The sequence below is a fragment of the Planococcus sp. CPCC 101016 genome (assembly GCF_007859295.1).
Classification (GTDB): domain Bacteria; phylum Bacillota; class Bacilli; order Bacillales_A; family Planococcaceae; genus Planococcus.
The window spans coordinates 53627-75885 of sequence record NZ_VOHB01000007.1 but is presented as its reverse complement, the minus strand read 5'-3'; the positions used below and the strand labels follow the sequence as shown (position 1 = coordinate 75885).

The following is a 22259-nucleotide window of genomic DNA, read 5'->3' as shown; positions in this document are numbered from 1 at the left end:
CCTCCGTTTTTTCTATTTATTATCATTGCGGCCTGGACTCTTCGTAAAGATGACAGGCTACAGAATGACCTTTCTCAACCTCTGCAAAAATCGGTACGGCTTTAGAGCAAATATCCATTTTAAACGGACAGCGCGTATGGAACCTGCAGCCGCTCGGTGGATTTGCAGGGCTTGGTACATCTCCCGAAATGACAACTTCTTCCCGGACAAATTCCGGATCCGGCACTGGTACCGCGGCCAATAGCGCCTGCGTGTATGGGTGCAGCGGTTTTTCATATAAATCTTCCGTGTTGGCAAGTTCAGCCATTTGACCAAGATACATGACGCCCACGCGGTCGCTGATGTGGCGCACGACTCCTAAATCATGGGCAATGAAAATATAAGTCAGCTTTAGATCTCGTTGAAGATCCTGCATCAGATTCAATACCTGCGCCTGGATTGATACATCGAGTGCCGATACGGGTTCGTCTGCAATAATCAGTTTCGGATTTGTCATCAAAGCACGTGCAATGCCGATGCGCTGTCGCTGCCCGCCGCTGAATTGATGTGGGTAGCGTTTGGCATGATAGCTGCTCAACCCGACAATCTCCAAAAACTCATGCACTTTCTTTTTACGCTCTTTCGGATCGCCAATTTCATGGACGTTAAGCGGTTCCATTAAAATCTTTTCGATCGTATGACGCGGATTCAATGAAGCATAGGGATCTTGAAAGACCATTTGAATATCACGGCGCGCTTTTCGCATATCGTTATTCGACAGGCTGGTCAATTCCTGGCCATCAAATGTAACGGTTCCTTCTGTCGGCTCCAAAAGACGCATGAGCATACGTCCTGTAGTGGATTTTCCACATCCGGATTCTCCTACAATTCCGAGCGTTTCACCTTCCTGAACAGTAAATGACACATCGTCGACTGCTTTGACGTGATTGCTGACCTTCCCTAAAATACCTGATTTAATGGGAAAATATTTTTTCAGCCCTTCAACTTTTAACAACGGTTCTGTCATGAGACTGTACCTCCTTCGGATCAAATAGGAAACAGCGGGTCTGGTGATTGTCCGCCGTTTGGTACAGTTCCGGTGTTTCTCCGATGCAGCGGTCGAAAGCAAACTCACAGCGTGCTGCGAATTTGCATCCGGTTTTAATAGTGCCTGGTTTTGGTACATTTCCTGGAATTGAATAGAGACGCTCTTTCTTGAAACGCATGTCTGGAACCGATTCCAGCAATCCTCTTGTGTACGGATGTTGCGGATCATTGAAAATCGTATGGACCGGCCCTTCTTCGACCACTTTTCCTGCGTACATCACAACAACCCGTTCGCAAGTTTCAGCTACTACTCCCAAATCATGGGTAATCAATAGCACTGCAGTATTCAGCCGCTCATTGAGATTTTTTATCAATTTCAGAATTTGAGCCTGTATGGTTACATCCAGTGCTGTGGTCGGTTCATCGGCTATTAAGACTTTCGGATCGCACAACAGTGCCATAGCAATCATGACCCGCTGACGCATTCCTCCTGATAATTGGTGCGGATACTCCTTCATCAACCCTTCCGGCCGTGGCAAGCCCACCAGCTTCATCATTTCGATGGCGCGTTCCTGAATCTGTTTTTTGGACCAATTCCGTTTGTGTATCTTAATCGCTTCGCGAAGTTGATCACCAATTGTAAACAACGGATTTAACGAAGTCATCGGTTCCTGGAAAATCATTGCAATATCATTGCCTCTGATATCCCTCATTTTTTTCTCGGATAATTTTGTTAAATCTTTATCCTGAAATAAAATTTCTCCACCAGTAATTTTTCCTGGAGGACTTGGTACCAACCCCATTATGGACAGGGAAGTGACACTTTTACCGCAGCCGGATTCACCGACAATGCCAAGCACTTCGCCTTCCCGTATGTGAAAATCTACATTATCTACCGCTGGTATTTCCCCGTCATCTGTGAAAAAGGATGTTTTCAAACCTTTAACATCTAAGATGGTTTTGCGTTCATTCATGATGCTCCCCCTTTTGCACAAAAAAATGATTCAGAACATTCTCCTTCTTTTAATTATACGTAATATTATTATTAATGCAATATCTCTTTTTGAATTTGCTGGAAGTTGCGGCCATAGAAAAAGAGCCTCTAAAATATTAGAGGCTCTTAATAATATCAATTAAAATGTTGGACTTGGAACAGATTATAATAGACACCTTGCTGTTTCATCAGTTCACTATGTGTTCCACTTTCAGAAAGCTTGCCGTGGTCAATTACAAGTATCTGATCTGCATGGGTAATAGTTGAAAGGCGATGCGCTACGATAAGAGTCGTTCGATCATGCGCCAAACGTTCCAACGAATCCTGAATCAGCGCTTCGCTCTCGAGATCAAGAGCAGAAGTCGCTTCATCCAGAATAAGAATTGGTGGATTCTTCAAAAATACCCGCGCAATTGCTACCCGCTGTTTCTGGCCACCGGATAACTTCACACCACGTTCTCCGACTTTCGTTTCATACCCTTCAGGCAGCTGAGAAATAAATTCGTGTGCATTGGCTGCTTTTGCCGCCGCAATCACTTCCTCATCCGTCGCTCCTGGTTTCCCCATTAGAATATTGGCTTTCACTGAATCACTGAAGAGAATGGAATCCTGCAGGACTAAACCGATCTGGTCGCGTAATGTATGAGTCGTTACATCGCGCAAGTCGTGATCGTCCATAAAGATGCCGCCGCTGGTGACGTCATAAAAACGCGGAATCAATGAAACGATGGTTGATTTTCCGCCTCCGCTCATTCCGACAAAAGCAACAGTTTCTCCCGGTTTCACAGTAAAGTTTAAATCCGATAGCACTTCCGTCCCACCATCATTGTAATGGAAAGAGACGTCACGGAATTCCAATTTGCCGTCCACAACCTTCAAGTCATGTGCTTTTTCCTTATCTGTTACGTCATAATCTTCATCAATCAACTCAAACACACGGTCCATGGAAGCCAAAGACTGCACGAGAGTCGTCGAAGAATTGACCAAACGACGCAGCGGGTTGTAGAGACGTTCAATATATGCGATAAATGCCACCATCGTACCGAGCGTTAAATTCCCTTGTATGACTTGGTAACCGGCATAACCGATTACCAGCAGCGGAGCAACGTCTGTAATGGTATTCACTACTGCAAATGCTTTGGCGTTCCATTTGGTATGGTCTATAGCCTTTTCCAGAAACTGATCATTGGTATCGTTGAAAATTTTCTGTTCATGCTTTTCAAGCGCAAAGCTTTTGATGATGCTTATTCCTTGCACGCGTTCGTGCAAATAGCTTTGGACATTGGCCAATGCCTGCGAGCGTTCACGTGTCAGGTCGCGCAGTCTGCCAAAGAAATATTTGACGCTGAATGCATAGAACGGAAACGCCAACAAGGCAACAATGGTCAAGGACACATCCATTGTCAGCATGATGACGATTGCGATGAGTATCGTCGCCAGATCAAGCCAGACGTTCATCAAGCCGATCATGACAAAGTTTTTGGTCTGTTCCACATCGTTGATGATCCGCGAAATGATTTCTCCAGCCCGTGTATTGGCGTAATAGCGCAAACTCAAGCGCTGCAGATGACCGTAAAGAAAGCCGCGGATGTCATAAAGAATTTTGTTGCTGACATATTGCGCGTAATACTGACGGTAATATTCAATCGGCGGACGCAATAGGAAGAAAACGATTGCGGTTCCTCCGAGCCAGAGATACAATTGCTCCAGTTTTTCTGCATTTGACAGGGCATCTGCTCCGATAATGTCATCAATGACGATCTTAATCAGCAACGGAATAAAAAGCGGAATTGCGAATTTGAATACCCCGATGACGATTGTCAGCGCAATCTGCCAATAATACGGTTTGACAAATTGCATATAGCGTTTCATACTGCTCAAAACTTTCACTCCATTCTATTCAAAACGAAAAACCTGTTGGCAAGCAACAGGTTTTCATTTTAATCACGAATCCGGTTCAGTCTATGAAATTCATAGCGGTTCGTCCATACTTCGATAAAGTCCTGGGCAAATGGCCCTCTGCGCTGTTTAATCCAGCCAATCAATTTCTCCACATTCCGGTGAAGAATTTGATCAATCACTTCAGGATAACCCATTTGCCGCTTATGGTCTTCATATTCGTCTTCATCCAACAGCGTGTAAGACATGTCTGGAAACACTTTTACATCCAAGTCATAATCGATGTACTTCAACGAGCCATTATTATAGACGAATGGAGAACTGACATTGCAATAATAATAAACACCGTCGTCTCGGAGCATACAGATGATGTTGAACCAATGCTCTGCGTGAAAATAACAGATTGACGGTTCGCGCGTCAACCAGGTTCGGCCATCGGATTCTGTCACCAGCGTCCGTTCATTTGCACCAATTACAATATTATTTGTACCTTTCAGTACAGTTGTTTCCTGCCAGACACGGTGGATTCGGCCGTTGTGTTTATAACTGTGGATTTGGATAGTTTCACCCTCCGCAGGAATCGCCATGTACCATCCCACCTTCTTGTCTAAGCCTTTGTTTATCTGCTATTTCAGTATTATATCAATCAATTCTGAAAACATACAGCAATAAGGCGGAAGGACCAAAGGATTACATGACGACTGAACGGCCGCCATCGACAATAATTGTCTGTCCACGGATCATATCCGCATCAGAAGAAATCAGGAATAAAGCGGCTTTGACCATATCTTCAATTTCAACCATCCGGCCTGCCGGTGTGTTGACACGAGCATCGTTTAAAAGGTCTTCACGGTTCGGAAAATGCTTCAAAGCTTCTGTATCAAGTGCTCCGCCAGATACCGTATTAACGGCAATTCCAAGAGGCGCCAGCTCTACAGCCAAATAGCGTGTAAGAGACTCTACCGCCGCTTTCGAAACTCCTATCGTCGTATAATTTTCCAAATAACGAATAGAACCAAGTGAACTGATGCCGATGATTTTGCCGCCTTTGTCCATCAGTTTTGCCGCTTCCTGAGCACCGAATAGCATCGCCTTAGCGTTAATATTCATCGTCCAGTCCCAATGCGATTCTTCCAACTCCATAATAGGACGTAAAACTCCTGAAGCTGCATTGGAGACAAATACATCCAACCGCCCGAATTCTTCTTTGATCGTCTCAAACATGCCACGTAGTTTTTCAACGTCTCCAACATTTGCACGAACCAATAATGCTTTTTGACCCCTTGCCTCAATTTCTTTCACTGTATCGAGTGCCGCGGTTTTGCTGCGCGCGTAATTGACGACGATATCGTACCCTTGATCTGCGAGGGCAATTGCCATCGCCTTGCCAAGACCTCTACTGCTGCCTGTCACCAATGCTACTTTTTGTTCTGCCATAATCCTACATCTCCTCTTTGCTGTAAAGCTGTTTTCATTTTTTGGACCGGTCCTGCAATCGGCAATAAATCCAATTCCTCTGCGGTCACCCATTTCATATGGGCAGGTGCCACTATATTTTCACTGTCGGCGATAAAGCCATCCACGTTCCATGTTAAATGAGAAAAGACATGTTTGAAAGAAGTAATTTTTTCAGCTTTGCCGATTACGCCTTTCAATTTTTCCGACAGCTGCTCTTCAATTTCCAATGGCAAGACATCAGCTGCTGTTTCAAGCATCGGAAACTGCCACATATTTGCTAACAGACCCGTGGTCGGCCGCTGCTCCATGAGCAATTTGTTTTCGTGGCGGATGGCTATCATCGCATACTGCAAGGATTTTGTTTTTTTCGCTTTTGTTTTAATCGGCAGTTCATGCTGTTTGCCTTCGTGAAAGGCAGCGCAATGTTCACGCACTGGACACAGCAGACATTTCGGCGAAGTCGGTGTACAGATCAAAGCACCCAATTCCATTAGACCTTGATTAAATGAAGAAGGGTCTTCATGGCTGATGATTTCTGTAACGGCTTCTTCAAAGACTTTCCGTGTTTTTGGCTTAGCTATATCTTCCTCAATCAATAGGATCCGGGACAATACTCGCATGACATTGCCATCTACTGCGTGCTCCGGTATGCCATAGGCGATACTCAGTACGGCTCCAGCTGTATAAGGACCGACGCCTTTTAAAGAAGACATATCCTTTCGATTATCGGGGACGATGCCACCATAATTCTCGGCTACTTCTTTCACCCCCGCCTGAAGATTGCGGGCACGTGAGTAATAGCCTAGTCCTTCCCACTGCTTCAGCAGAATTTGTTCATCAGCTTCTGCCAGGTCGTTCAAAGTAGGGAATTTTTCAATAAAGCGTTTATAATAGGGGATAACCGTATCCACGCGTGTTTGCTGAAGCATAATTTCTGAAATCCAGATTTGATAAGGGTCCGCTGTACGTCGCCATGGCAAATCTCTTTTCTCTGCCGCAAACCAGCTGATCAAGTCATTTTGAAATTGTATTTTCTCTAATTTAATGGGGATTGCCTCCGTTCAACTTGATTATTCCCATGCTATTTCGGGTATATATGTAAGCAGGGAGTAAGTTTATTTTACCAAAACTTTTCGTTTCCCCTACAAATTTAACTTCTTTAGAAAGGGGATGAGGCAATGGATACAGGAACTCATATTGTCATGGGCATTGCCCTCGGCGGCATCGCAATGGCCGATCCGGCCGTCGCCAGCCATCCCGCCACCATGACCGCTGTCGTCTCTGGTGTTATTATCGGTTCATTGGCACCCGACGTTGATACTGTATTGAAACTCCGTGACAATGCGGTTTATATCCGACACCACCGTGGGGCTACACATTCGATTCCTGCGGTGTTGCTTTGGCCGTTGTTAATAGCTGGAGCGCTATCTTTTATTTTTCCCGAAGCCAATTTACTCCATCTGTGGCTGTGGACCTTCCTTGCGGTCTTTATGCACGTATTTGTCGACATCTTCAATTCGTATGGTACGCAGGCTCTCAGGCCATTTTCCAACCGCTGGATCGCACTTGGCGTCATCAATACGTTCGATCCGATCATCTTTGGTGCTCATGTACTGGCCTTGATGATCTGGGCATTCGGGGCTGATCCGGTTTGGACCATCAGCATTTTGTATGTTGTCATGTTATTCTATTACATCGCAAGATTCGCAGTACAGGCAGCCATCATACACGCAGTCCGCAATACAATACCTGGTACCACTGAAGTGTTTGTAGCACCGACCATGCGCTTTTTCCACTGGCGTGTCGCTGCCGATACAAACCAGCACCACTACGTTGGACGGGCATACGGTCGAACCATCAACATTTATGATAAATTCATGAAAAAAGAGATGCCTGAAAACAACCTGATTCAAGCGGCAATGAAAGATAAAAATATCTCAGCTTTCATTTCATTTTCTCCATTATATCGTTGGGAAATCAACAAATATGGCGATATCTTTGAAGTACGGCTGATTGATCTACGTTACCGAAGCAATGATTATTACCCGTTTGTGGCTGTTGCCCATTTGGATAAAGAATGCAAAATCATTAATTCCTATACGGGTTGGATTTTTAGCGAAGATAAGCTAAGGAAAAAACTGGATTTCAGTCATAATTAGAAAACGCACACCTATAGGTGCGCGTTTTTTTTTTAGTTAAACGTCTAGAGTTTCCATCGTAGCGTACTTGATTATGCGCTTGTTTTTTAATCTTTTAGCAAATGGGCATACTTCGGGTTGGTGCTGGCGAACTCATGAATTTTATCCCCATAGCTATCAATCCACTGGCGCATTACTTTTTCGACTACTGCCGTGCCCTGGTAGTCATATCCTGCCTTTGCATAAGAAGATTCGAAGTCAGATGCAAGCAGTTCAATCCAAATACGTGCTTTTTCTTCCGTCAGATTCGGGTTTTTTTCCTGTAATTCGATTGTCAATTGGTCAATAATCTCTTTCATTCGCTTACTTCCCTTCCTTTAACGGGCGAAGCATGGATATCGGCAACGCTTCCGTATGTTTTTCTCCACCCATTCTATATCCCCAAGCAAATCGTCCTTTTAAGTAATCAATCTGGAAATAGACATTGGGGTCTCCTTCGATGCGGTAAACTTCGCCTTTTTTAAAATCAGCGGGATCAACCAGATAAGCTGCCGCCATTATAGCTTTCCGTTCCAGCACCGCAAATTCATTAACAATGCCCAATTGTTCAGCTTTTCTAGCCTTTTCCTTTAACCGGGCTATTTCTCCACGGAGTTCATGTTCGGTCATATCGCTGTAGCGTTTGTCTTCAGTCATCTTCAAGCTCCTTTTTATCCAAGTAATCATTGATCACTTCACCAGGAAATCCTTTTTGGTACAGCCCTTGTTTCACCTTCGACTTTAAATCATAGCCGGTCAGTTTCGAGCTGTGCTTGCGCCATAATTTGTCGCCCTGTTCTGTGACAATGTCGGTCCATTCATCATCGTTTTTTTCAAGGTCCAATCCTTCGATTGCCAGTTTGATCAACGAATAATTATAGCCTTTTCTCATTAAATTGTCGTTGATTTTCTGATGAATCTGACTCGGGGTCTTCATTTTTTCTTTGATGGCGATTTTCTCTGCCAAGCCTTTAGCAATTTCCAATTGCTCTTCTTCGGAATAGGAATCTAAAACGTCTTTTTGCATCTGTTTGTCAATCCCTCTCTTTTGCATATCCTGCTGGATTGCACGCGGCCCCTTTTTCCCTGAATTGATTTGCGTCCGCATCAATGCTTCTGAAAATTGCTGATCGTCCAGGAATTTATGCGTATACAGTTTCTTAATGGCTTCATCTATTACGGCATCGCCGTATTCTTTTTCTTTCAGTTTCTGGCGTACTTCCCCCTCACTTCTCATACGGAAGCCAAGGTAATACAGCGCTTTATTGTAAGCTTTTCGGACTTCATCCTCGAAGTTGATCTCCTCGATGGTCCATTGATCCAGCTCTTTTCCTTTTGTGAGCTGATGTTTGATAAGCACCGCTTCATCCACGCTAAAAGCATACTTATCTTCAAAAAAGATATTATACCTTTCAGGGTTCTTCTTTCCCTGTGTGATTTTAGAAATTATCGGCATTCACTGGCACCTCTCTCTTCCTCATATTATACACCTTTAAAAGCTACAATGGCATAGCTTGACTCCTAAAAGGGTATGCTAATAAGAAAATGGAGGCGATAGGAAATGAAAATAGCAATTACTGGTGGAACTGGATTTGTCGGTGAAGAATTGACCCGCTTGCTGCTGGAAAGAGGCGATGAGGTATATATTTTGACAAGAAATCCGAAAAGGGCTGCCGAGAAGATTACATATGTAAAGTGGCTGTCGAAAGATGCAGTTCCTGAAAACCAGCTTGAAGGCATCGATGCTATTGTCAATCTGGCTGGGGCTTCCATTAATGATGGACGCTGGAATGAAACCCAAAAGAAACAGATCTATTCAAGCCGTATTGATGCGACTAATGAATTACTGCGGATCATCCGAAATCTGGAGAAGAAACCGAAAGTTTTGGTGAATGCCAGTGCAATCGGAATTTATCCACCATCGGAAACCGTTACCTATACAGAAGCTTCAGTCGATCGAGCTTCTGACTTTTTAGCACAAACCTTACGTGATTGGGAGATTTTAGCTGCTCGAGCTGAAGAGGAAGGTTTACGTGTAGCATGTGGCCGATTCGGCATCGTGCTTGGCAAAGAGGATGGAGCTTTGCCGTTAATGGCTTTGCCATATAAAATGTTTGCAGGCGGTACGGTAGGATCAGGAAAACAATGGCTGTCATGGGTTCACGTAAAGGATGTAGCAAGAGCCATAGTTTTTGCAATGGATAACGAGCAGCTCAGCGGAGCATTTAATGTCACGGCACCTCATCCAAAACAAATGAAGGAATTCGGAAAAGAAATTGCACACGCACTTGGCCGCCCCCATTGGATTCCAGTTCCCTCCTTCGCATTGAAAACCGCTTTGGGGGATAAAAGCCAATTGGTTCTGGAAGGCCAGCGGGTACTTCCGACTGTCCTTGAGCAGCATGGTTTCCAATTCAAGTTTCCTAATTTGCGATCGGCACTGGCTGATATCTATAAATAGGGCTATAATGGGGGGATGATTAACTGAAGGACGTGATATCCATGAACGATAAACCCATTATTGAAGAAGGCCAAAAATTTCCGATGACGATCAAACGGCTCGGTATTAACGGCGAAGGCATTGGCTATTTCAAACGCAATGTAGTATTTGTGCCGGGAGCTTTGCCGGGGGAAGAAATTACCGCCCAAGTGACTGTGGTCAAGCGCAATTTTGCAGAAGCCCGCATCGTTAAAATGCGGACTCCCTCTCCTCACCGCCAAACACCGCCGTGCCCGATCTATGAAGCATGCGGAGGATGCCAATTGCAGCACATGACTTATGATCAGCAGCTAGTCGAAAAACGGGATCTGGTTGTACAGGCATTGGAACGGTACTTGAAAGGTACAAAAGTTCATGTTGAGAAAACGATCGGCATGGAAGACCCTTGGCATTACCGCAATAAAAGCCAATTCCAAACGCGGCTGAAAGGTACGAAAGTCATTGCCGGATTATTTGCGGAAGGTTCCCATCAATTGTTAGATATCGAGCAATGCATCGTTCAGCATCCCGACACAACAGTTATCACTAATGCGGTCAAGCGAATCTTGGAAGAACTGAAAATGCCGATATACGACGGCAAGACGATGAAAGGCATCATCCGGACCATCGTCGTCCGTACTGGTGTGAAAACAGGCGAAATTCAGTTGGTTCTGGTGACGACGCGGTCAAAAATTCCACAAAAAGAATTACTCCTGGAACGTCTGAAAAAAATCGATACGAACTTGGTCTCGATTGTCCAGAATATCAACAAAGAAAAAACTTCTCTTATTTTCGGAGATGAGACGATTACCTTATTCGGCAAAGACACCATTCATGAAGAATTGGGTGAACTGGCATTCGATCTGTCAGCTCGTGCATTTTTCCAGCTTAATCCAACACAGACTGTTAAGTTATACAATGAAATCAAACGTGCCGCTGAACTGACAGGCAAGGAAAAGGTTGTCGATGCCTATTGCGGAGTTGGCACCATCGGTTTATGGCTCGCAGACAGCGCCAAGGAAATCCGTGGCATGGACGTTGTACATGAAAGTGTCGTCGATGCAAAGGCGAATGCTAAAAAGCAGGGCTATGCAGCTAAATACGTGACCGGTACCGCTGAAAAATGGCTGGAACTGTGGAGCACTGAAGGTTTCATTCCTGACGTCTTGACTGTAGATCCACCAAGAACCGGACTCGCTGATTCGCTTTTGAAAACAATTTTGAAGGTAAAACCAAAACGCTTTGTCTACACTTCCTGCAATCCCTCCACATTAGCCAAGGACCTGCAGCAATTGACCAAAATTTACCGCATCGAATACATTCAGCCGGTTGATATGTTCCCGCAAACAGCGCAAGTTGAATCAGTAACAAAATTGGTATTGAAATAAGAAAAGCGCAAGCGCCCGTGTAGATTCGACAGGCATAAGATGCACTGGCAAAGCGGCGTTTTTTCAGCCGCATTGCCAGGGTGGCTTATGACCCGAGAATCTGGGCCCTGGAGCTGGACATTGAAAAGCGCAAGCGCCCGTGTAGATTTGACAGGCATAAGATGCACTGGCGAAGCGGCGTTTTTTCAGCCGCATTGCCAGGGTGGCTCATGGCCCGAGAATCTGGGCGCTGGAGCTGGACAATAAAGAAAAGCTGGACCGAAGAGTGAAAACTCTTTAGTCCAGCTTTTCTTTATTTCAGATTATATAGTCTCCACTTTTTTTACATTGCTATTTAAAGCAATCAATACTGCAATCAACAGCAAAATTCCGGCGATCAGCAGCAGGAAGCTGAGTCCCCCTGAGTATTCAATAAACAATCCGCCCATGGAAGGCCCGGCAAGACTACCGATGCTAAAGGCAATACCGCATAGTAAATTGCCCGTTGGCAAAAGATCTTTCGGCATAAGGTCAGCCATATAGGAGATTCCTAGAGAAAACGTAGAACCAACAAACATACCGGCAAACGCAAAAAATCCTACGGTCAACCATGCGTTCGTTTCATAGAAACTCGCAGTTGCAAAGACGGCCGCTCCACCTAACAGAGCCAACAGCAGAACTTTTCTTCTGCCAATCCGGTCACTCAAATTCCCCAGCGGCAATTGTGTCGCAATCGCCCCTGCAGAAAATGCTGCCAGCATGATAGAAACCATTCCGACTTCTATCGATTGACGCAAAGCATAAACCGGATAGATCGCATTCAGCGAAGCTTCCAGGAACCCGTAGCCCAGCGGCGGCAAAAATGCGACCCATGCAATGATCACAGCTGCCTTGAAGCGGCCGGCCGTACCTTTTGCAGTCATGGCGCTTCCTGAAACTTCAGGGAAATCATTCCTCAAGGAGAAAACCAATGACCAAGCCAACAGACACAGCAGCCCTGATACAATGAATGGCAGTGCTTCAAATATTTCCACCATAGGCACAAAAAGAGGTCCTGCGCCAAAACCGATGCTGAATGACATGCCGTATATGGCAATATTGCGTCCCAGCCGATGCTGAGAAGAAGTACTCGTAATCCAGGTTTGCGTCGAGAAATGCAGTGCCTGGTCCCCGACACCGATTAAAATACGCAGCACAAACCAGAACAGCACTGATTTCCATAGTGGAAAAAGAAGCAGGGACAAAATGACCAATCCCCCTCCTACCAAAATCAACGGCTTATAACCGAATTTCCGAAGCTGCGGTTCCATAAATGGGGCAATCAAAAGAGTTCCCACATACAAACCCGTCGCACTCAGACCATTTAAAGCGGATGAGACACCATCCTGTTCAAAAATAACCGCTATCAGCGGCAGCAGCATTCCCTGCGAAAAACCGGAAATGGATACGATTGCTACCAGAATCCAAAAGCGGCCACGCTCACTTTTCAAAAAACCTTTCATGATGCCTCCCCGAACAAGCACGTTCTTTTGTATTTAATAAGAATTCAGATACAATTCTAACATAAGGAGGCGTCAACAGATGAATTATTCAATGAACAAAAATGGCTTTACTGGGCATCTGCCTTTTGGGGAACTTCAAATTTCGAGCAATGAAGAATACGGATTCCGTCCATATCAATTATTGGTTTCTTCGCTGGCAGTCTGCAGCGGCGGTGTCATGAGGAAGGTCTTAGATAAGATGAGAATGCCTGCAGAAGATATAAAAGTTGAGATTAAAGAAATCGTTCGCAACAAAGATGAGGCTGATCGGGTAGAAAAAGTTCATTTGCACTTTATTGTCAGCGGAGAGATCAATGAAGAAAAAATGCCGCGCATTTTAGAACTGACCAGAAAAAATTGCTCAATGGTCCAGTCTGTCAAAGACTCTATTGAAATTATCGAAACGTTTGAAGTGCAGTAAAAACAGTCTGCATCCAATTTTGGAACCCTTGGCTTCCTCTGCCATTACTGCAAAGCGACAATCATAAAAGGCTCATTCCGTATCTGATGTCAGATTGCGGATGAGCCTTTATGTTTTATATACAGTTAAATTATTTATCATAATCCCATTCTCGTCTCAGATGCCGACGAAATGTGCGAACCCCCTCCTTTGAAATTCCTGATGTTTGGTCTGGTTTCGCTGATTCCCTTCGGCCTCCCCTCTCGTTTAATTAAGCTTAATTTAACACAAACTTTATATTAAGTAAATATTCAAAATAAATAAACTAGTAAAATAATTAGTTCTACCTATAGTTTATTGAAATCAACGTCATTTTCCGTTACGATTAACATGCGAAATGAGGTGTACCAAATGGGAAAATCCATTACCAACAAAGAACAGCAGGTCTCTTATATGAAACAGCGCTTAAACATGTTTTTGGAAGTACTAGATGCCATCGAACCTGAAAACACGGAGCTTGAAGATATCGATCGCTTGATTGCGATGGTTGATGACTTGGACGATAAGATGAAGCAATTCCAAGGCCGTCCAACTGAATAAGAGAAAGCAGTAAATCCGTCGCCTTTTAGGCAACGGATTTTTCTTATTTACTGTACTGCTCATTTTGAACTTTTCCAGATCATTAAACCCGTACCTTCCTTTAGAACCTTGTAGTTCACTTTGAGAAGCCATAAAGTTAAAGAAAGTTTTCACAAGTCAGCTGAAGGTATTTAGGTATTAAAAAGAACAGCCTGAATTTCAGCATTCAGGCTGTTCTTTTCTTAAGTAAATGACGCCGTTCTTTCATCACCGCATTAATTTGTCCGCCGATAATCAGGAGCATCGCTGAGATATAAAGCCACAGCATTAAGATGATAACTCCTCCAATACTGCCATAGGTGGCTGAAAAATTACCGAAGTTACTGATATAAATTGAAAACAAATAAGAAGTTACCAACCAGCCGATTGCAGCAAAAGCGGCGCCTCCCAATACACTCAGTATGTTCATCTTCACATTTGGCGCCAGCCAGTAAATAATGGCACAGGCAACAAAAGTAATAATTGCCGGAATTGTAAAGCGAATAGAGTTCCAAAGTGCTAAGAACCCTTCTTCCAATCCCAGGAAGGAAAATATCAACAATCCAAGCTGCTCGCCAAAAACCGGCAATGCTAAAGCAACGATCAGAATAAAAATCAGCAGGATCGTCATCAGGATCGACATTCCGCGTGCTATTAGAAGCGGACGATTCTCTGCTACTTTATAAGAAAGGTTTAGCGACTTGATTAAGGCATCCATTCCAAGGCTCGCCGACCAAATTGTCGCTAAAATACCAAATGACAACAAACCGGTATTTTGAGTTGTCAAAATTTCTTCCAAAGTGCTTTCTATCAGCACATACACTTCTGCAGGCACGACTTCTTCCATGAAACTAAAAATTTGATCTTGCGATAAAGACAAGTAGGGCAACAGGGTGACCAGGAATATCAGCAAAGGAAAAATGGATAAGAGGAAAAAAAACGCCAACTGTGCTCCAAGCCCTGGCACGTCGACGTCTTTAATCCGTTGCAATAATTCTTTAAAAAATCCAGTACGTGAAGTTACGTCAAAGGTGACCGAATGAACACGCCCTTGATTCTCATCCTCTTGCTGTCCTGTAGATTTTATCGGGCTAATCGGATTATGACCGATTCCCGGAAGTTGAATTTTTCCCGGGCTGATTGCCTGAAGAGAAATTATTGTTCGATTGTGATGAATTATTATTTGATTGCGATGAATTGTTATTAGATCTTGATGAATTATTATTCGATTGTGATGAATTATTGTTCGATTGTGATGAAGAATTTTTATTATCTTCAGTTAATGAAGAGGTTGGTGAAGGATTATCTTCTTTAACTGCTGAAATTACATCATCTTTCGTTTCAATAACTGCATCTTTTGTATCCATAAAGGCCTCTTTTGTTTCAAGAGCCATTTCTTTCACTTGCGGTGTCATTTCTTTTAATTCATTTACTTTGCTGCCTACATAAGAAGCATCCTCTGAAATACGAGAATACAGATTTTGTGCTCTTTCAGCCTGCTGTTGGAAAGCCTGCACCAATTCGTCTCTATTCGACGCATAGTATTTTGCATTATTGGTTGCTTTCTTCGATGTTTGTACAACATCATTTCTTGTGTTTTTGTCAAGTAGTGAGACAATGACACCCACTGCCGCTCCTACTAGTAAACCTGTCATCAATTTGTTTTGGCTCATCCTAAATTCCTCCCAAGTATAAATATGATTTTCACATCTGTTAGGAATTTTCCCTAATCTTTGAATATCTAAACACTTATGCAGAATATATTTTTCAAAAATAGCTTGACTATATTGAAAAACTTTCGGAATATTATGTTTACAGGAGGTTTTATAGATAAAATAGATATTCAAGAGGGGGAAAAATAATGGCACAAATTGAAGAATTATTGGGCACTATAAGCGGTTTTGTATGGGGACCGCCTTTATTGATTTTATTAGTAGGTACAGGAATTTTCTTAACTGTCCGCCTAGGTCTTCTGCAACTCCGTTTGTTGCCTTATGCCTTGAAATTGGTTTTCACTAAAAATACGGATACAACTTCTAAAGGAGATATCAGCCACTTTCAGGCACTGTCGACCGCCATGGCTGCTACAGTCGGTACCGGTAATATTGTCGGTGTTGCAACAGCTGTAATTCTCGGTGGACCAGGCGCTATCTTCTGGATGTGGTTTTCTGCATTCTTCGGGATGGCGACCAAATACGGAGAAGCTGTGCTCGCAGTCAAGTACCGTGTAGTCGATGCCCGTGGCCAGATGGCCGGTGGACCGATGTATTACCTGGAGCATGGCCTGAAACAAAAATGGTTGGCTGTATTATTTGCCATCTTCGGCGCTATTGCTGCTTTTGGAATTGGAAATGGTACACAATCAAATTCAGTAGCTTCTGTTGTTCGCGATACATTCAGTGTTCCAACTTGGATTACAGGAATCATTTTAACAATTTTTACTGCGTTGGTACTGCTTGGCGGAATTAAAAGCATCGGCCGCGTCACTTCATTCTTCGTTCCTTTCATGGCATTATTCTACATAATTGCTGGAATAATTATTATGATTTTCAACATGGAATTGATCCCAGCTGCTTTTGGTACAATTTTCAGTGCCGCATTTACAGGTGAAGCTGCCGTCGGTGGTGCAATTGGTGCCGCTATTCGATATGGTGTCGCCCGAGGCGTCTTCTCCAACGAAGCTGGTCTTGGATCGGCTCCAATCGCAGCAGCTGCAGCAATTACAGATCTTCCGGGACGCCAGGCATTGGTTTCCATGACGCAAGTACTTTTTGATACGATTATCATCTGTTCGATTACAGGTGTTACCATCGTTATGTCCGGCCTTTATACAGATGAATCACTTGAAGGTGCGGCATTGACAACAGCTGCCTTTGAACAATTTCTTGGCGGCGCTGGCCCGATCATTGTGGCAATCGGCTTGATTTTCTTTGCTTCTTCAACAATCATCGGCTGGTCTTATTACGGCGAAAAATGTTTCCAATACTTGTTCAAGAATCCAGCATTGCTGATTGTTTACCGCGTCGCTTTCGTGTTAATGGTTTTCGTTGGAGCCACAGTGTCACTTGATGTGGTCTGGACGTTCTCTGACGTTATGAACGGTTTGATGGCGTTCCCGAACTTAATTGGCCTTCTTGGCTTGTCCGGCGTCATTGTTTACGAAACGAAGCGAATTATTGCTAAAATCAAAGAAGAGAAAGAAGCGGAACGTACTGGGAATTGACATTACTTTTGAATAATGAAATGATAAAGCATACCCACCTGAAAGGCAGGAACTTATCATGGACTTATCAAAACCATCTCCAGAAAACGTGAGCTACATGATCGAAGAAATAAAATCTAAATTGCGAATGGTCAATGTAGATGCTATGAAAGCCGAGCATTTCAATGCTTCGCAATACGAAGACTTACGGGAGCTTTACGAAATGGTCGCAAATCGCGATAAATTCAGCACAAGTGAAATGCAGGCCATTGCTACAGAACTTGGTTCTTTGCGTAAATAAGCAAAACAAAAATGCCTTAAAGGATTTTCTCCTTTAAGGCATTTTTGTTTTGCTGAAATTGTGGCCAGTCACACCTTAGCGGCTTCCTCAGCTTTTCTTTGTCCAGCTTCGGAAGCCAGGTTCTCGGGTCATAAGCCAACCCGGCTGAGCGGCTGAAAAGGCGCCGCTTCACCGGTCTGTCTTATGCCTTTCGAACCCTGACGGCTTCGTCAGCTTTTCTCATGTCCAGCTTCGGCGACCTGCTCCTCGGATCATAAGCTGCCCTTCCTGTGCGGCAAAATACGCCGCTTCGAAAGTTCATCTTATGTCTGTCGGAGCAAAGCGGTCACCTCAGTTTTTCTTTTCATACTGAACAATGTACCATCCGCCTTCTTTGATGACGGTTTGGATGCTGAGCAATTGAAGTCCTGCCTGTTCTCCCCATTCGGCCAGCTCTTCACGGGTTGGCAGGCGGTAGAGGTTATCAAACGATGAGAAGAAGCTATTGAAGACATTTGCAAATGGTGGGCTGTCGCTATCACCGGCAATCGGCGTCACTACAGACAATATTCCTTCATCTTTAATCCAGCTGGCCAGTTCAGTGAATAGGTCCTGTCGTTTTTCAAGGTCGATATAGTGGATGACATTATTCATCATGACCATGCCTTGTTTTTCAGCAGGTGTATATTTCCAAAGGTCTGCGTTTTCAATTGAAATGTTCTCATTGTCCTCGGTCAAGGCTTTAGCGACTTCCGTCACCGCAGGACTGATTTCAATTCCAGTGAAATGTGTATTCGGAAAGCGTTCAGCTAATTTTTTGATATAGCCACCTTCCCCACAACCGATATCCAGTACCGTTTTAATACCGGTTCCTTTCAGGCGTCTGGACATTTTCGGCAACGCTAAAACTTCCAGGAGGCGACTCGTCTCTGCAACTGTTGGCGCATGCTTTTCTTCATCGAAATGGAGGCGTTCCTGCTTGCGCATCATATCGGGGTAATTCAATAATGTCGGGATGTGCAATTCCATCATTTCCTTCAATAGCACTCCCGAAGAGTTATTGCCTTTCGGTTTTGGCAGTTTCCAGGCATTCCAGGTTTTGTAGCGATTTCTTCCTGCCTCTTTTAAATGGCCAATCGATACACCGACACTGACCCATTGGTTTAATAAGTCTTCGTCTAACTTCAGTGCGTCGGCGACATCTGCTTTACTCATTGGCCGCTCGAACGCTTTAAATAAATCCAATTCATAGCCGACATATGCATGCCAGCTGTATAAAAAAGGTTCATTGCGTTTCATATACATTCTTGCTTTAAACATCTTCATGACATCAATCATTGGAGTCCCTCCGCTTTCCATGGATAATCTTCTTCCGGTGTATAATACTTTAATTCTTTTCTATCTTTACTCAAATCTTTCATGCGGACGGGCATGATGCCTCCTTGAATAAAGCGGTCGCGAAAGTTTTCCTTCCACATGCCAAGCCCCGAAACGTTCAGCATCTGCTTAAAATGAAGTATCGGATCTTCCTCCATACGCTCAAACGTCCGCTGCCGGATATAACTCACCGGTTTGAACGGAAATGAGTAAGCCAGTGCGGCCAAATGGCTAAGCTGGATTACATGATCTGCCCGTTTGTAGCGGACTGTTTCATACCATTTCAAGTTGTTTGAATCGGTTTTTCCCTGCTCGAACATATCCGCAGTCAATTCACCGAGAATATCAGCATCTTGAATAGCCATATTCATGCCTTCACCTGCCATTGGATGAACAGCGTGGCTGGCGTCACCAATAATGGCTTTATTGCCTTTTACATAGGAATTGGCATGGTACATAACAGGAATCATCAGTTGGATTTTTTTCCAATCTGTCAACTTTTGTACATAGCCGTCTACCGCTGGAGCCAAATCAGTATATAATTTATGAAAATGGCTAATCGGCTTTTCTTTCAATTCCTTGTAATCCCCTGGCGGAATCAAGTAAACACTGCGGACCTGGTCATCAGGCAGCGGAAAAAGTCCCAGAAAGCGATTGTATGTAGAAATGATTTTGCCATCTGTGAAATCTTCGGAACGGGGAAAGGTAACTGTCAAAAAGTGGTGATTGTAGGTGGTCTGCTTGACTTCAATTTCCATCACTTTACGCGTCACTGAAGAACGACCTTCTGCACCGAAGAAAAACCGCGCTTCTACTTCGAATTTCTCTGTTCCTTTCTGAAGTAAAGCTGTGTTTTCTCCGTAGCCTTTGCAGGCAGTCCCTTTCAGATAATGGAAATTGCCATATTCACAAGCAGCTTTTAAAATAACTGACTTCAATTCTTCATGATGCATCATATAAGCTGCATTGTATTTGCCTGGCAACACGCTGTAATCCATAAAAGCTTGGTCCTTCACTTGCAGGGAGCTTGAAAGTTCAAGCATATCTAAAACTTTGATTTCATTTGAACGGTCACATATTTTTTTGTAAATTCCAAGGCCATCGAATATCTGCATACTTTTAGGCTGCAGCAGCTCTCCCTTATAAGTGGGCGCCTTAACAGCCATCCGTTCGGCGAGAACCACATCGATTCCACGCTGCACCAATTTCAATGCCAGCGTCAATCCACCGATTCCACCCCCGCCGATGAATACATCTGTTTTCATCTGCTTCATCCCCTTCTTTCTCCTTACCCTACCTTTAGGACACTGAAAACCCCTAAACCTGCGCAATAAAAAAAAGAAGCCCAGGAACGGACTTCTCTTCACAAATTATTCTTAAAGTTCGTTATAAGCTGCAGCGAGCTGAGCTCCTACTTTAGCATTGTGCTTAACTAATTCGATATTGGCAACCAAGCTTTTGCCTTCAGTCAAGTCTTTTACTTTTCCTAATAAGAAAGGCGTGACTTCTTTTCCAGAAATGCCATTGTCCTTTGCTTCAGTCATTGCTTGAGTGATGATATCGTTAATGAATGAATCTTCCAATGCATGTTCTGCCGGAATCGGATTGGCGATCACGGCTCCGCCCTTAATGCCCAAGTCCCATTTTGCTTTTAGCACTTGCGCCAATTGTGCAGCATCATCGCTCCGGAAAGTCAGATCAAAACCGCTTGAGCGGGTATAGAATGCTGGCATTTCGTTTGTTTGATAGCCGATGACCGGTACACCTTTTGTCTCCAGGTATTCCAATGTCAATCCGATATCCAATATTGATTTTGCACCTGCACATACGACAGCCACTCCGGTGTTCGATAATTCTTCCAAGTCTGCCGAAATATCCATGGTTGTCTCAGCACCTCTGTGCACCCCGCCAATGCCGCCTGTTGCAAACACTCGGATTCCCGCGAGTTCGGCACAGATCATTGTTGCTGCAACGGTTGTAGCTCCAATTTTTTTAGTCGCAATCAATTGGCCGATGTCTCTTCTTGAGACTTTTGAAACGCCTGGAGTATTGCCGAGCAATTCCAGTTCTTCCTCAGACAAGCCAATTTTAATCTTGCCATCCATAATTGCAATCGTTGCAGGAACTGCTCCATTATCGCGGATAATCTGTTCCACCATACGTGCCGTTTCGACATTTTGCGGATAAGGCATGCCGTGTGAGATGATAGTGGATTCGAGCGCCACAACCGGTTTTTTATCGTCCATTGCTTGTTGTACTTCCGTTGAATAAGAAATCATTGATGTCATGTTAATTCCTCCAGTTCATTTTGTAATTGTAAGGCTGTAAGTTCATGGCGGACGGTCGCATTGCTTTCCAAAGTTTTTGCTGCGTTAACCATGCCCGCCTGAATAATGGATTCAAATTCTGCGCCATCGATCACACTATGAACGAGGGCACTCGAAAACGCATCTCCTGCTCCTGTTACATCAGCTACTTGACCGACTTGTATAGAATGAAAATGATATACTTCCGCAGCATTCCCGGCTATAGCCCCATCTTTCCCACCAGTAATGACCACAGCTTCCGCACCTTGATCCAGAAGCTGTCGAACCGCCTGATGCCAGTCTTCCACCGATTCAATCGGCATCTGCAGGTGTTTGCTTGCTTCGTCGCGATTTAGGATCAGCCAGCTGATGCCCGTTAAGTCACTGCCAAGACGCTCCATTTTGGGGGCGGATACTGGTATGACAGCTAATGGAATATTATTGGCAAGAGCTAACTGGCGAACATACTCCACTGTTTCAAGCGGACAGTTCAAATCGATGACTAAAAAAGCTGCTGATAATAAAACACTCTCATTTTTTGCAATATAATCCGGTGTTAAGGAATCATATATTTTCATATCCGCCATCGCCAGCAACATCTCACCATCCGGCTCTAAAATCGCTGTATACGTACCCGTTGAAAGTCCATCAATGGCTTTTGTCAATTCAGTCGACATATGAGGACTTGAAGCTTCTTCTATCAGATTCCATTCAGGATCATTTCCGACAATGGACAACAGCTTGACTGAGCGGCCAAGCCGCCCTAAATTTTCTGCTACATTCCTGGCAACTCCGCCGACACTTCCTGAAACGGATGCGGGATTAGAGGTACCCATCTGCGCCGGACGATCCATTAGGAACTTTCTGTCCACGTTGGCACCGCCGATGCAAATAACTGTTTTTTCCTCTGGCAATACATAAGCGCGTCCCACTATTTTTCCTTGCCTCATAAGACTTGAAATAAAATTGGCAAGCGAAGGTCTGGACATATTTAAGCGTTCCGCCATTTCTTGTTGGGACAAGTAAGGATTGCGGCGGATCAAATCCAGCACTTCCACTTCTTTGCGATTCATTTTTGCACCTCCGTTCAAACATTTGTTTAAATCATAAACTTTTATAACAAAAAATGCAAGAG

At 44.0% G+C, this 22259-nt stretch carries 23 protein-coding genes; 7 read left to right on the top strand and 16 right to left on the bottom strand.

All coding sequences use genetic code 11. From position 1 onward, the window contains the following. Positions 1–22 precede the first annotated feature (22 nt). From FQV26_RS17815 to mutY, 6 genes are all read right to left on the bottom strand, one after another. Entirely contained in the window at positions 23–1006 is a 984-nt protein-coding gene (locus tag FQV26_RS17815; RefSeq protein ID WP_146559352.1) for an ABC transporter ATP-binding protein, read from the bottom strand. Continuing rightward, positions 981–2000, bottom strand: coding sequence for an ABC transporter ATP-binding protein (locus tag FQV26_RS17810; protein ID WP_146559350.1), 1020 nt, complete (start codon positions 1998–2000; stop codon positions 981–983). The genes FQV26_RS17815 and FQV26_RS17810 overlap by 26 nt, the downstream gene beginning before the upstream one ends. A 155-nt stretch (positions 2001–2155) precedes the next feature. Continuing rightward, positions 2156–3901 carry an ABC transporter ATP-binding protein gene (locus FQV26_RS17805; RefSeq protein ID WP_146559349.1) on the bottom strand — a complete coding sequence of 582 codons (1746 nt, stop codon included), beginning with the start codon at positions 3899–3901 and terminating at the stop codon, positions 2156–2158. A gap of 59 nt (positions 3902–3960) precedes the next feature. Beyond that, the gene (gene ntdP / locus FQV26_RS17800) at positions 3961–4506 is read right to left on the bottom strand and encodes a nucleoside tri-diphosphate phosphatase (protein ID WP_142829796.1); all 546 of its coding nucleotides are present in this window, start codon (positions 4504–4506) and stop codon (positions 3961–3963) included. A 103-nt stretch (positions 4507–4609) separates the two neighbouring features. Next, positions 4610–5356: an enoyl-[acyl-carrier-protein] reductase FabL gene (gene fabL, locus FQV26_RS17795; protein ID WP_146559347.1), complete on the bottom strand. Its 747-nt coding sequence runs from the start codon at positions 5354–5356 to the stop codon at positions 4610–4612. After that, a complete protein-coding gene (gene mutY, locus FQV26_RS17790) occupies positions 5338–6408 on the bottom strand; it encodes an A/G-specific adenine glycosylase (protein WP_186760063.1) in 1071 nt (356 codons plus the stop codon). The genes fabL and mutY overlap by 19 nt, the downstream gene beginning before the upstream one ends. A gap of 147 nt (positions 6409–6555) precedes the next feature. Between mutY and FQV26_RS17785 the strand changes: the two genes are divergently transcribed. Then, complete coding sequence (locus tag FQV26_RS17785; protein ID WP_146559343.1) at positions 6556–7536, top strand: metal-dependent hydrolase; 981 nt, start codon at positions 6556–6558, stop codon at positions 7534–7536. Positions 7537–7622: 86 nt separating this feature from the next. Here FQV26_RS17785 and FQV26_RS17780 read toward each other — a convergent pair whose 3' ends face one another. Genes FQV26_RS17780 through recX form a run of 3 tightly spaced genes read right to left on the bottom strand, consistent with a single transcriptional unit; the run spans position 7623 to position 9010 of the window. Continuing rightward, positions 7623–7874, bottom strand: coding sequence for a YfhJ family protein (locus FQV26_RS17780; protein ID WP_006830870.1), 252 nt, complete (start codon positions 7872–7874; stop codon positions 7623–7625). 4 nt (positions 7875–7878) lie between these two features. Then, complete coding sequence (locus tag FQV26_RS17775; protein WP_146559341.1) at positions 7879–8211, bottom strand: YfhH family protein; 333 nt, start codon at positions 8209–8211, stop codon at positions 7879–7881. Continuing rightward, on the bottom strand, positions 8204–9010 hold the full coding sequence (gene recX / locus FQV26_RS17770) for a recombination regulator RecX (RefSeq protein WP_146559339.1): 807 nt from the start codon (positions 9008–9010) through the stop codon (positions 8204–8206). The genes FQV26_RS17775 and recX overlap by 8 nt, the downstream gene beginning before the upstream one ends. Positions 9011–9115: 105 nt before the next feature. Between recX and FQV26_RS17765 the strand changes: the two genes are divergently transcribed. Both FQV26_RS17765 and rlmD read left to right on the top strand, forming a co-directional pair. After that, positions 9116–10015, top strand: coding sequence for a TIGR01777 family oxidoreductase (locus FQV26_RS17765; RefSeq protein ID WP_146559337.1), 900 nt, complete (start codon positions 9116–9118; stop codon positions 10013–10015). A 41-nt stretch (positions 10016–10056) separates the two neighbouring features. Continuing rightward, positions 10057–11421 (top strand): 23S rRNA (uracil(1939)-C(5))-methyltransferase RlmD, encoded by a 1365-nt coding sequence (gene rlmD / locus FQV26_RS17760; RefSeq protein WP_146559335.1) that lies wholly within the window; start codon positions 10057–10059, stop codon positions 11419–11421. Between the two features lie 302 nt (positions 11422–11723). Here rlmD and FQV26_RS17755 read toward each other — a convergent pair whose 3' ends face one another. Next, positions 11724–12902 carry an MFS transporter gene (locus FQV26_RS17755; RefSeq protein ID WP_146559333.1) on the bottom strand — a complete coding sequence of 393 codons (1179 nt, stop codon included), beginning with the start codon at positions 12900–12902 and terminating at the stop codon, positions 11724–11726. Between the two features lie 79 nt (positions 12903–12981). Here FQV26_RS17755 and FQV26_RS17750 point away from each other — a divergent pair, with 79 nt between their 5' ends. Further along, entirely contained in the window at positions 12982–13362 is a 381-nt protein-coding gene (locus FQV26_RS17750) for an OsmC family protein (protein ID WP_146559331.1), read from the top strand. Positions 13363–13752: 390 nt separating this feature from the next. Continuing rightward, entirely contained in the window at positions 13753–13941 is a 189-nt protein-coding gene (locus FQV26_RS17745) for an SE1561 family protein (protein ID WP_146559329.1), read from the top strand. A gap of 205 nt (positions 13942–14146) precedes the next feature. Here the strand turns inward: FQV26_RS17745 and FQV26_RS17740 are convergent, their stop codons facing one another. Both FQV26_RS17740 and FQV26_RS17735 read right to left on the bottom strand, forming a co-directional pair. Further along, positions 14147–15046 (bottom strand): YihY/virulence factor BrkB family protein, encoded by a 900-nt coding sequence (locus FQV26_RS17740; RefSeq protein ID WP_146559327.1) that lies wholly within the window; start codon positions 15044–15046, stop codon positions 14147–14149. A 13-nt stretch (positions 15047–15059) separates the two neighbouring features. Then, a complete protein-coding gene (locus FQV26_RS17735; protein ID WP_146559325.1) occupies positions 15060–15632 on the bottom strand; it encodes a YtxH domain-containing protein in 573 nt (190 codons plus the stop codon). A 188-nt stretch (positions 15633–15820) separates the two neighbouring features. Between FQV26_RS17735 and FQV26_RS17730 the strand changes: the two genes are divergently transcribed. Continuing rightward, positions 15821–17182, top strand: coding sequence for an alanine/glycine:cation symporter family protein (locus FQV26_RS17730; protein WP_146559323.1), 1362 nt, complete (start codon positions 15821–15823; stop codon positions 17180–17182). A 58-nt stretch (positions 17183–17240) separates the two neighbouring features. After that, positions 17241–17462 carry a DUF1128 domain-containing protein gene (locus FQV26_RS17725; RefSeq protein WP_146559321.1) on the top strand — a complete coding sequence of 74 codons (222 nt, stop codon included), beginning with the start codon at positions 17241–17243 and terminating at the stop codon, positions 17460–17462. A gap of 330 nt (positions 17463–17792) precedes the next feature. On the opposite strand, the gene FQV26_RS17720 is transcribed toward FQV26_RS17725, so the two are convergent. The 4 genes from FQV26_RS17720 to FQV26_RS17705 form a co-directional block, all read right to left on the bottom strand. After that, positions 17793–18779: a class I SAM-dependent methyltransferase gene (locus tag FQV26_RS17720; protein ID WP_146559318.1), complete on the bottom strand. Its 987-nt coding sequence runs from the start codon at positions 18777–18779 to the stop codon at positions 17793–17795. Further along, a complete protein-coding gene (locus FQV26_RS17715; protein ID WP_146559377.1) occupies positions 18776–20083 on the bottom strand; it encodes an FAD-dependent oxidoreductase in 1308 nt (435 codons plus the stop codon). Before FQV26_RS17715 ends, FQV26_RS17720 begins: the two co-directional genes overlap by 4 nt. A 111-nt stretch (positions 20084–20194) precedes the next feature. Beyond that, positions 20195–21106 (bottom strand): pseudouridine-5'-phosphate glycosidase, encoded by a 912-nt coding sequence (locus tag FQV26_RS17710; protein ID WP_146559316.1) that lies wholly within the window; start codon positions 21104–21106, stop codon positions 20195–20197. Then, a complete protein-coding gene (locus FQV26_RS17705; protein ID WP_146559314.1) occupies positions 21103–22197 on the bottom strand; it encodes a carbohydrate kinase in 1095 nt (364 codons plus the stop codon). The genes FQV26_RS17710 and FQV26_RS17705 overlap by 4 nt, the downstream gene beginning before the upstream one ends. Positions 22198–22259 lie beyond the last annotated feature (62 nt).

Coding starts and splice junctions, on each gene's coding strand:
- FQV26_RS17815 (WP_146559352.1), bottom strand. CDS start 1,006: ATGACAGAACCGTTGTTAAAAGTTGAAGGGCTGAAAAAATATTTTCCC.
- FQV26_RS17810 (WP_146559350.1), bottom strand. CDS start 2,000: ATGAATGAACGCAAAACCATCTTAGATGTTAAAGGTTTGAAAACATCC.
- ntdP (WP_142829796.1), bottom strand. CDS start 4,506: ATGGCGATTCCTGCGGAGGGTGAAACTATCCAAATCCACAGTTATAAA.
- fabL (WP_146559347.1), bottom strand. CDS start 5,356: ATGGCAGAACAAAAAGTAGCATTGGTGACAGGCAGCAGTAGAGGTCTT.
- FQV26_RS17785 (WP_146559343.1), top strand. CDS start 6,556: ATGGATACAGGAACTCATATTGTCATGGGCATTGCCCTCGGCGGCATC.
- FQV26_RS17780 (WP_006830870.1), bottom strand. CDS start 7,874: ATGAAAGAGATTATTGACCAATTGACAATCGAATTACAGGAAAAAAAC.
- FQV26_RS17775 (WP_146559341.1), bottom strand. CDS start 8,211: ATGACTGAAGACAAACGCTACAGCGATATGACCGAACATGAACTCCGT.
- recX (WP_146559339.1), bottom strand. CDS start 9,010: ATGCCGATAATTTCTAAAATCACACAGGGAAAGAAGAACCCTGAAAGG.
- FQV26_RS17765 (WP_146559337.1), top strand. CDS start 9,116: ATGAAAATAGCAATTACTGGTGGAACTGGATTTGTCGGTGAAGAATTG.
- rlmD (WP_146559335.1), top strand. CDS start 10,057: ATGAACGATAAACCCATTATTGAAGAAGGCCAAAAATTTCCGATGACG.
- FQV26_RS17755 (WP_146559333.1), bottom strand. CDS start 12,902: ATGAAAGGTTTTTTGAAAAGTGAGCGTGGCCGCTTTTGGATTCTGGTA.
- FQV26_RS17750 (WP_146559331.1), top strand. CDS start 12,982: ATGAATTATTCAATGAACAAAAATGGCTTTACTGGGCATCTGCCTTTT.
- FQV26_RS17745 (WP_146559329.1), top strand. CDS start 13,753: ATGGGAAAATCCATTACCAACAAAGAACAGCAGGTCTCTTATATGAAA.
- FQV26_RS17735 (WP_146559325.1), bottom strand. CDS start 15,632: ATGAGCCAAAACAAATTGATGACAGGTTTACTAGTAGGAGCGGCAGTG.
- FQV26_RS17730 (WP_146559323.1), top strand. CDS start 15,821: ATGGCACAAATTGAAGAATTATTGGGCACTATAAGCGGTTTTGTATGG.
- FQV26_RS17725 (WP_146559321.1), top strand. CDS start 17,241: ATGGACTTATCAAAACCATCTCCAGAAAACGTGAGCTACATGATCGAA.
- FQV26_RS17720 (WP_146559318.1), bottom strand. CDS start 18,779: ATGATTGATGTCATGAAGATGTTTAAAGCAAGAATGTATATGAAACGC.
- FQV26_RS17715 (WP_146559377.1), bottom strand. CDS start 20,083: ATGAAAACAGATGTATTCATCGGCGGGGGTGGAATCGGTGGATTGACG.
- FQV26_RS17710 (WP_146559316.1), bottom strand. CDS start 21,106: ATGACATCAATGATTTCTTATTCAACGGAAGTACAACAAGCAATGGAC.
- FQV26_RS17705 (WP_146559314.1), bottom strand. CDS start 22,197: ATGAATCGCAAAGAAGTGGAAGTGCTGGATTTGATCCGCCGCAATCCT.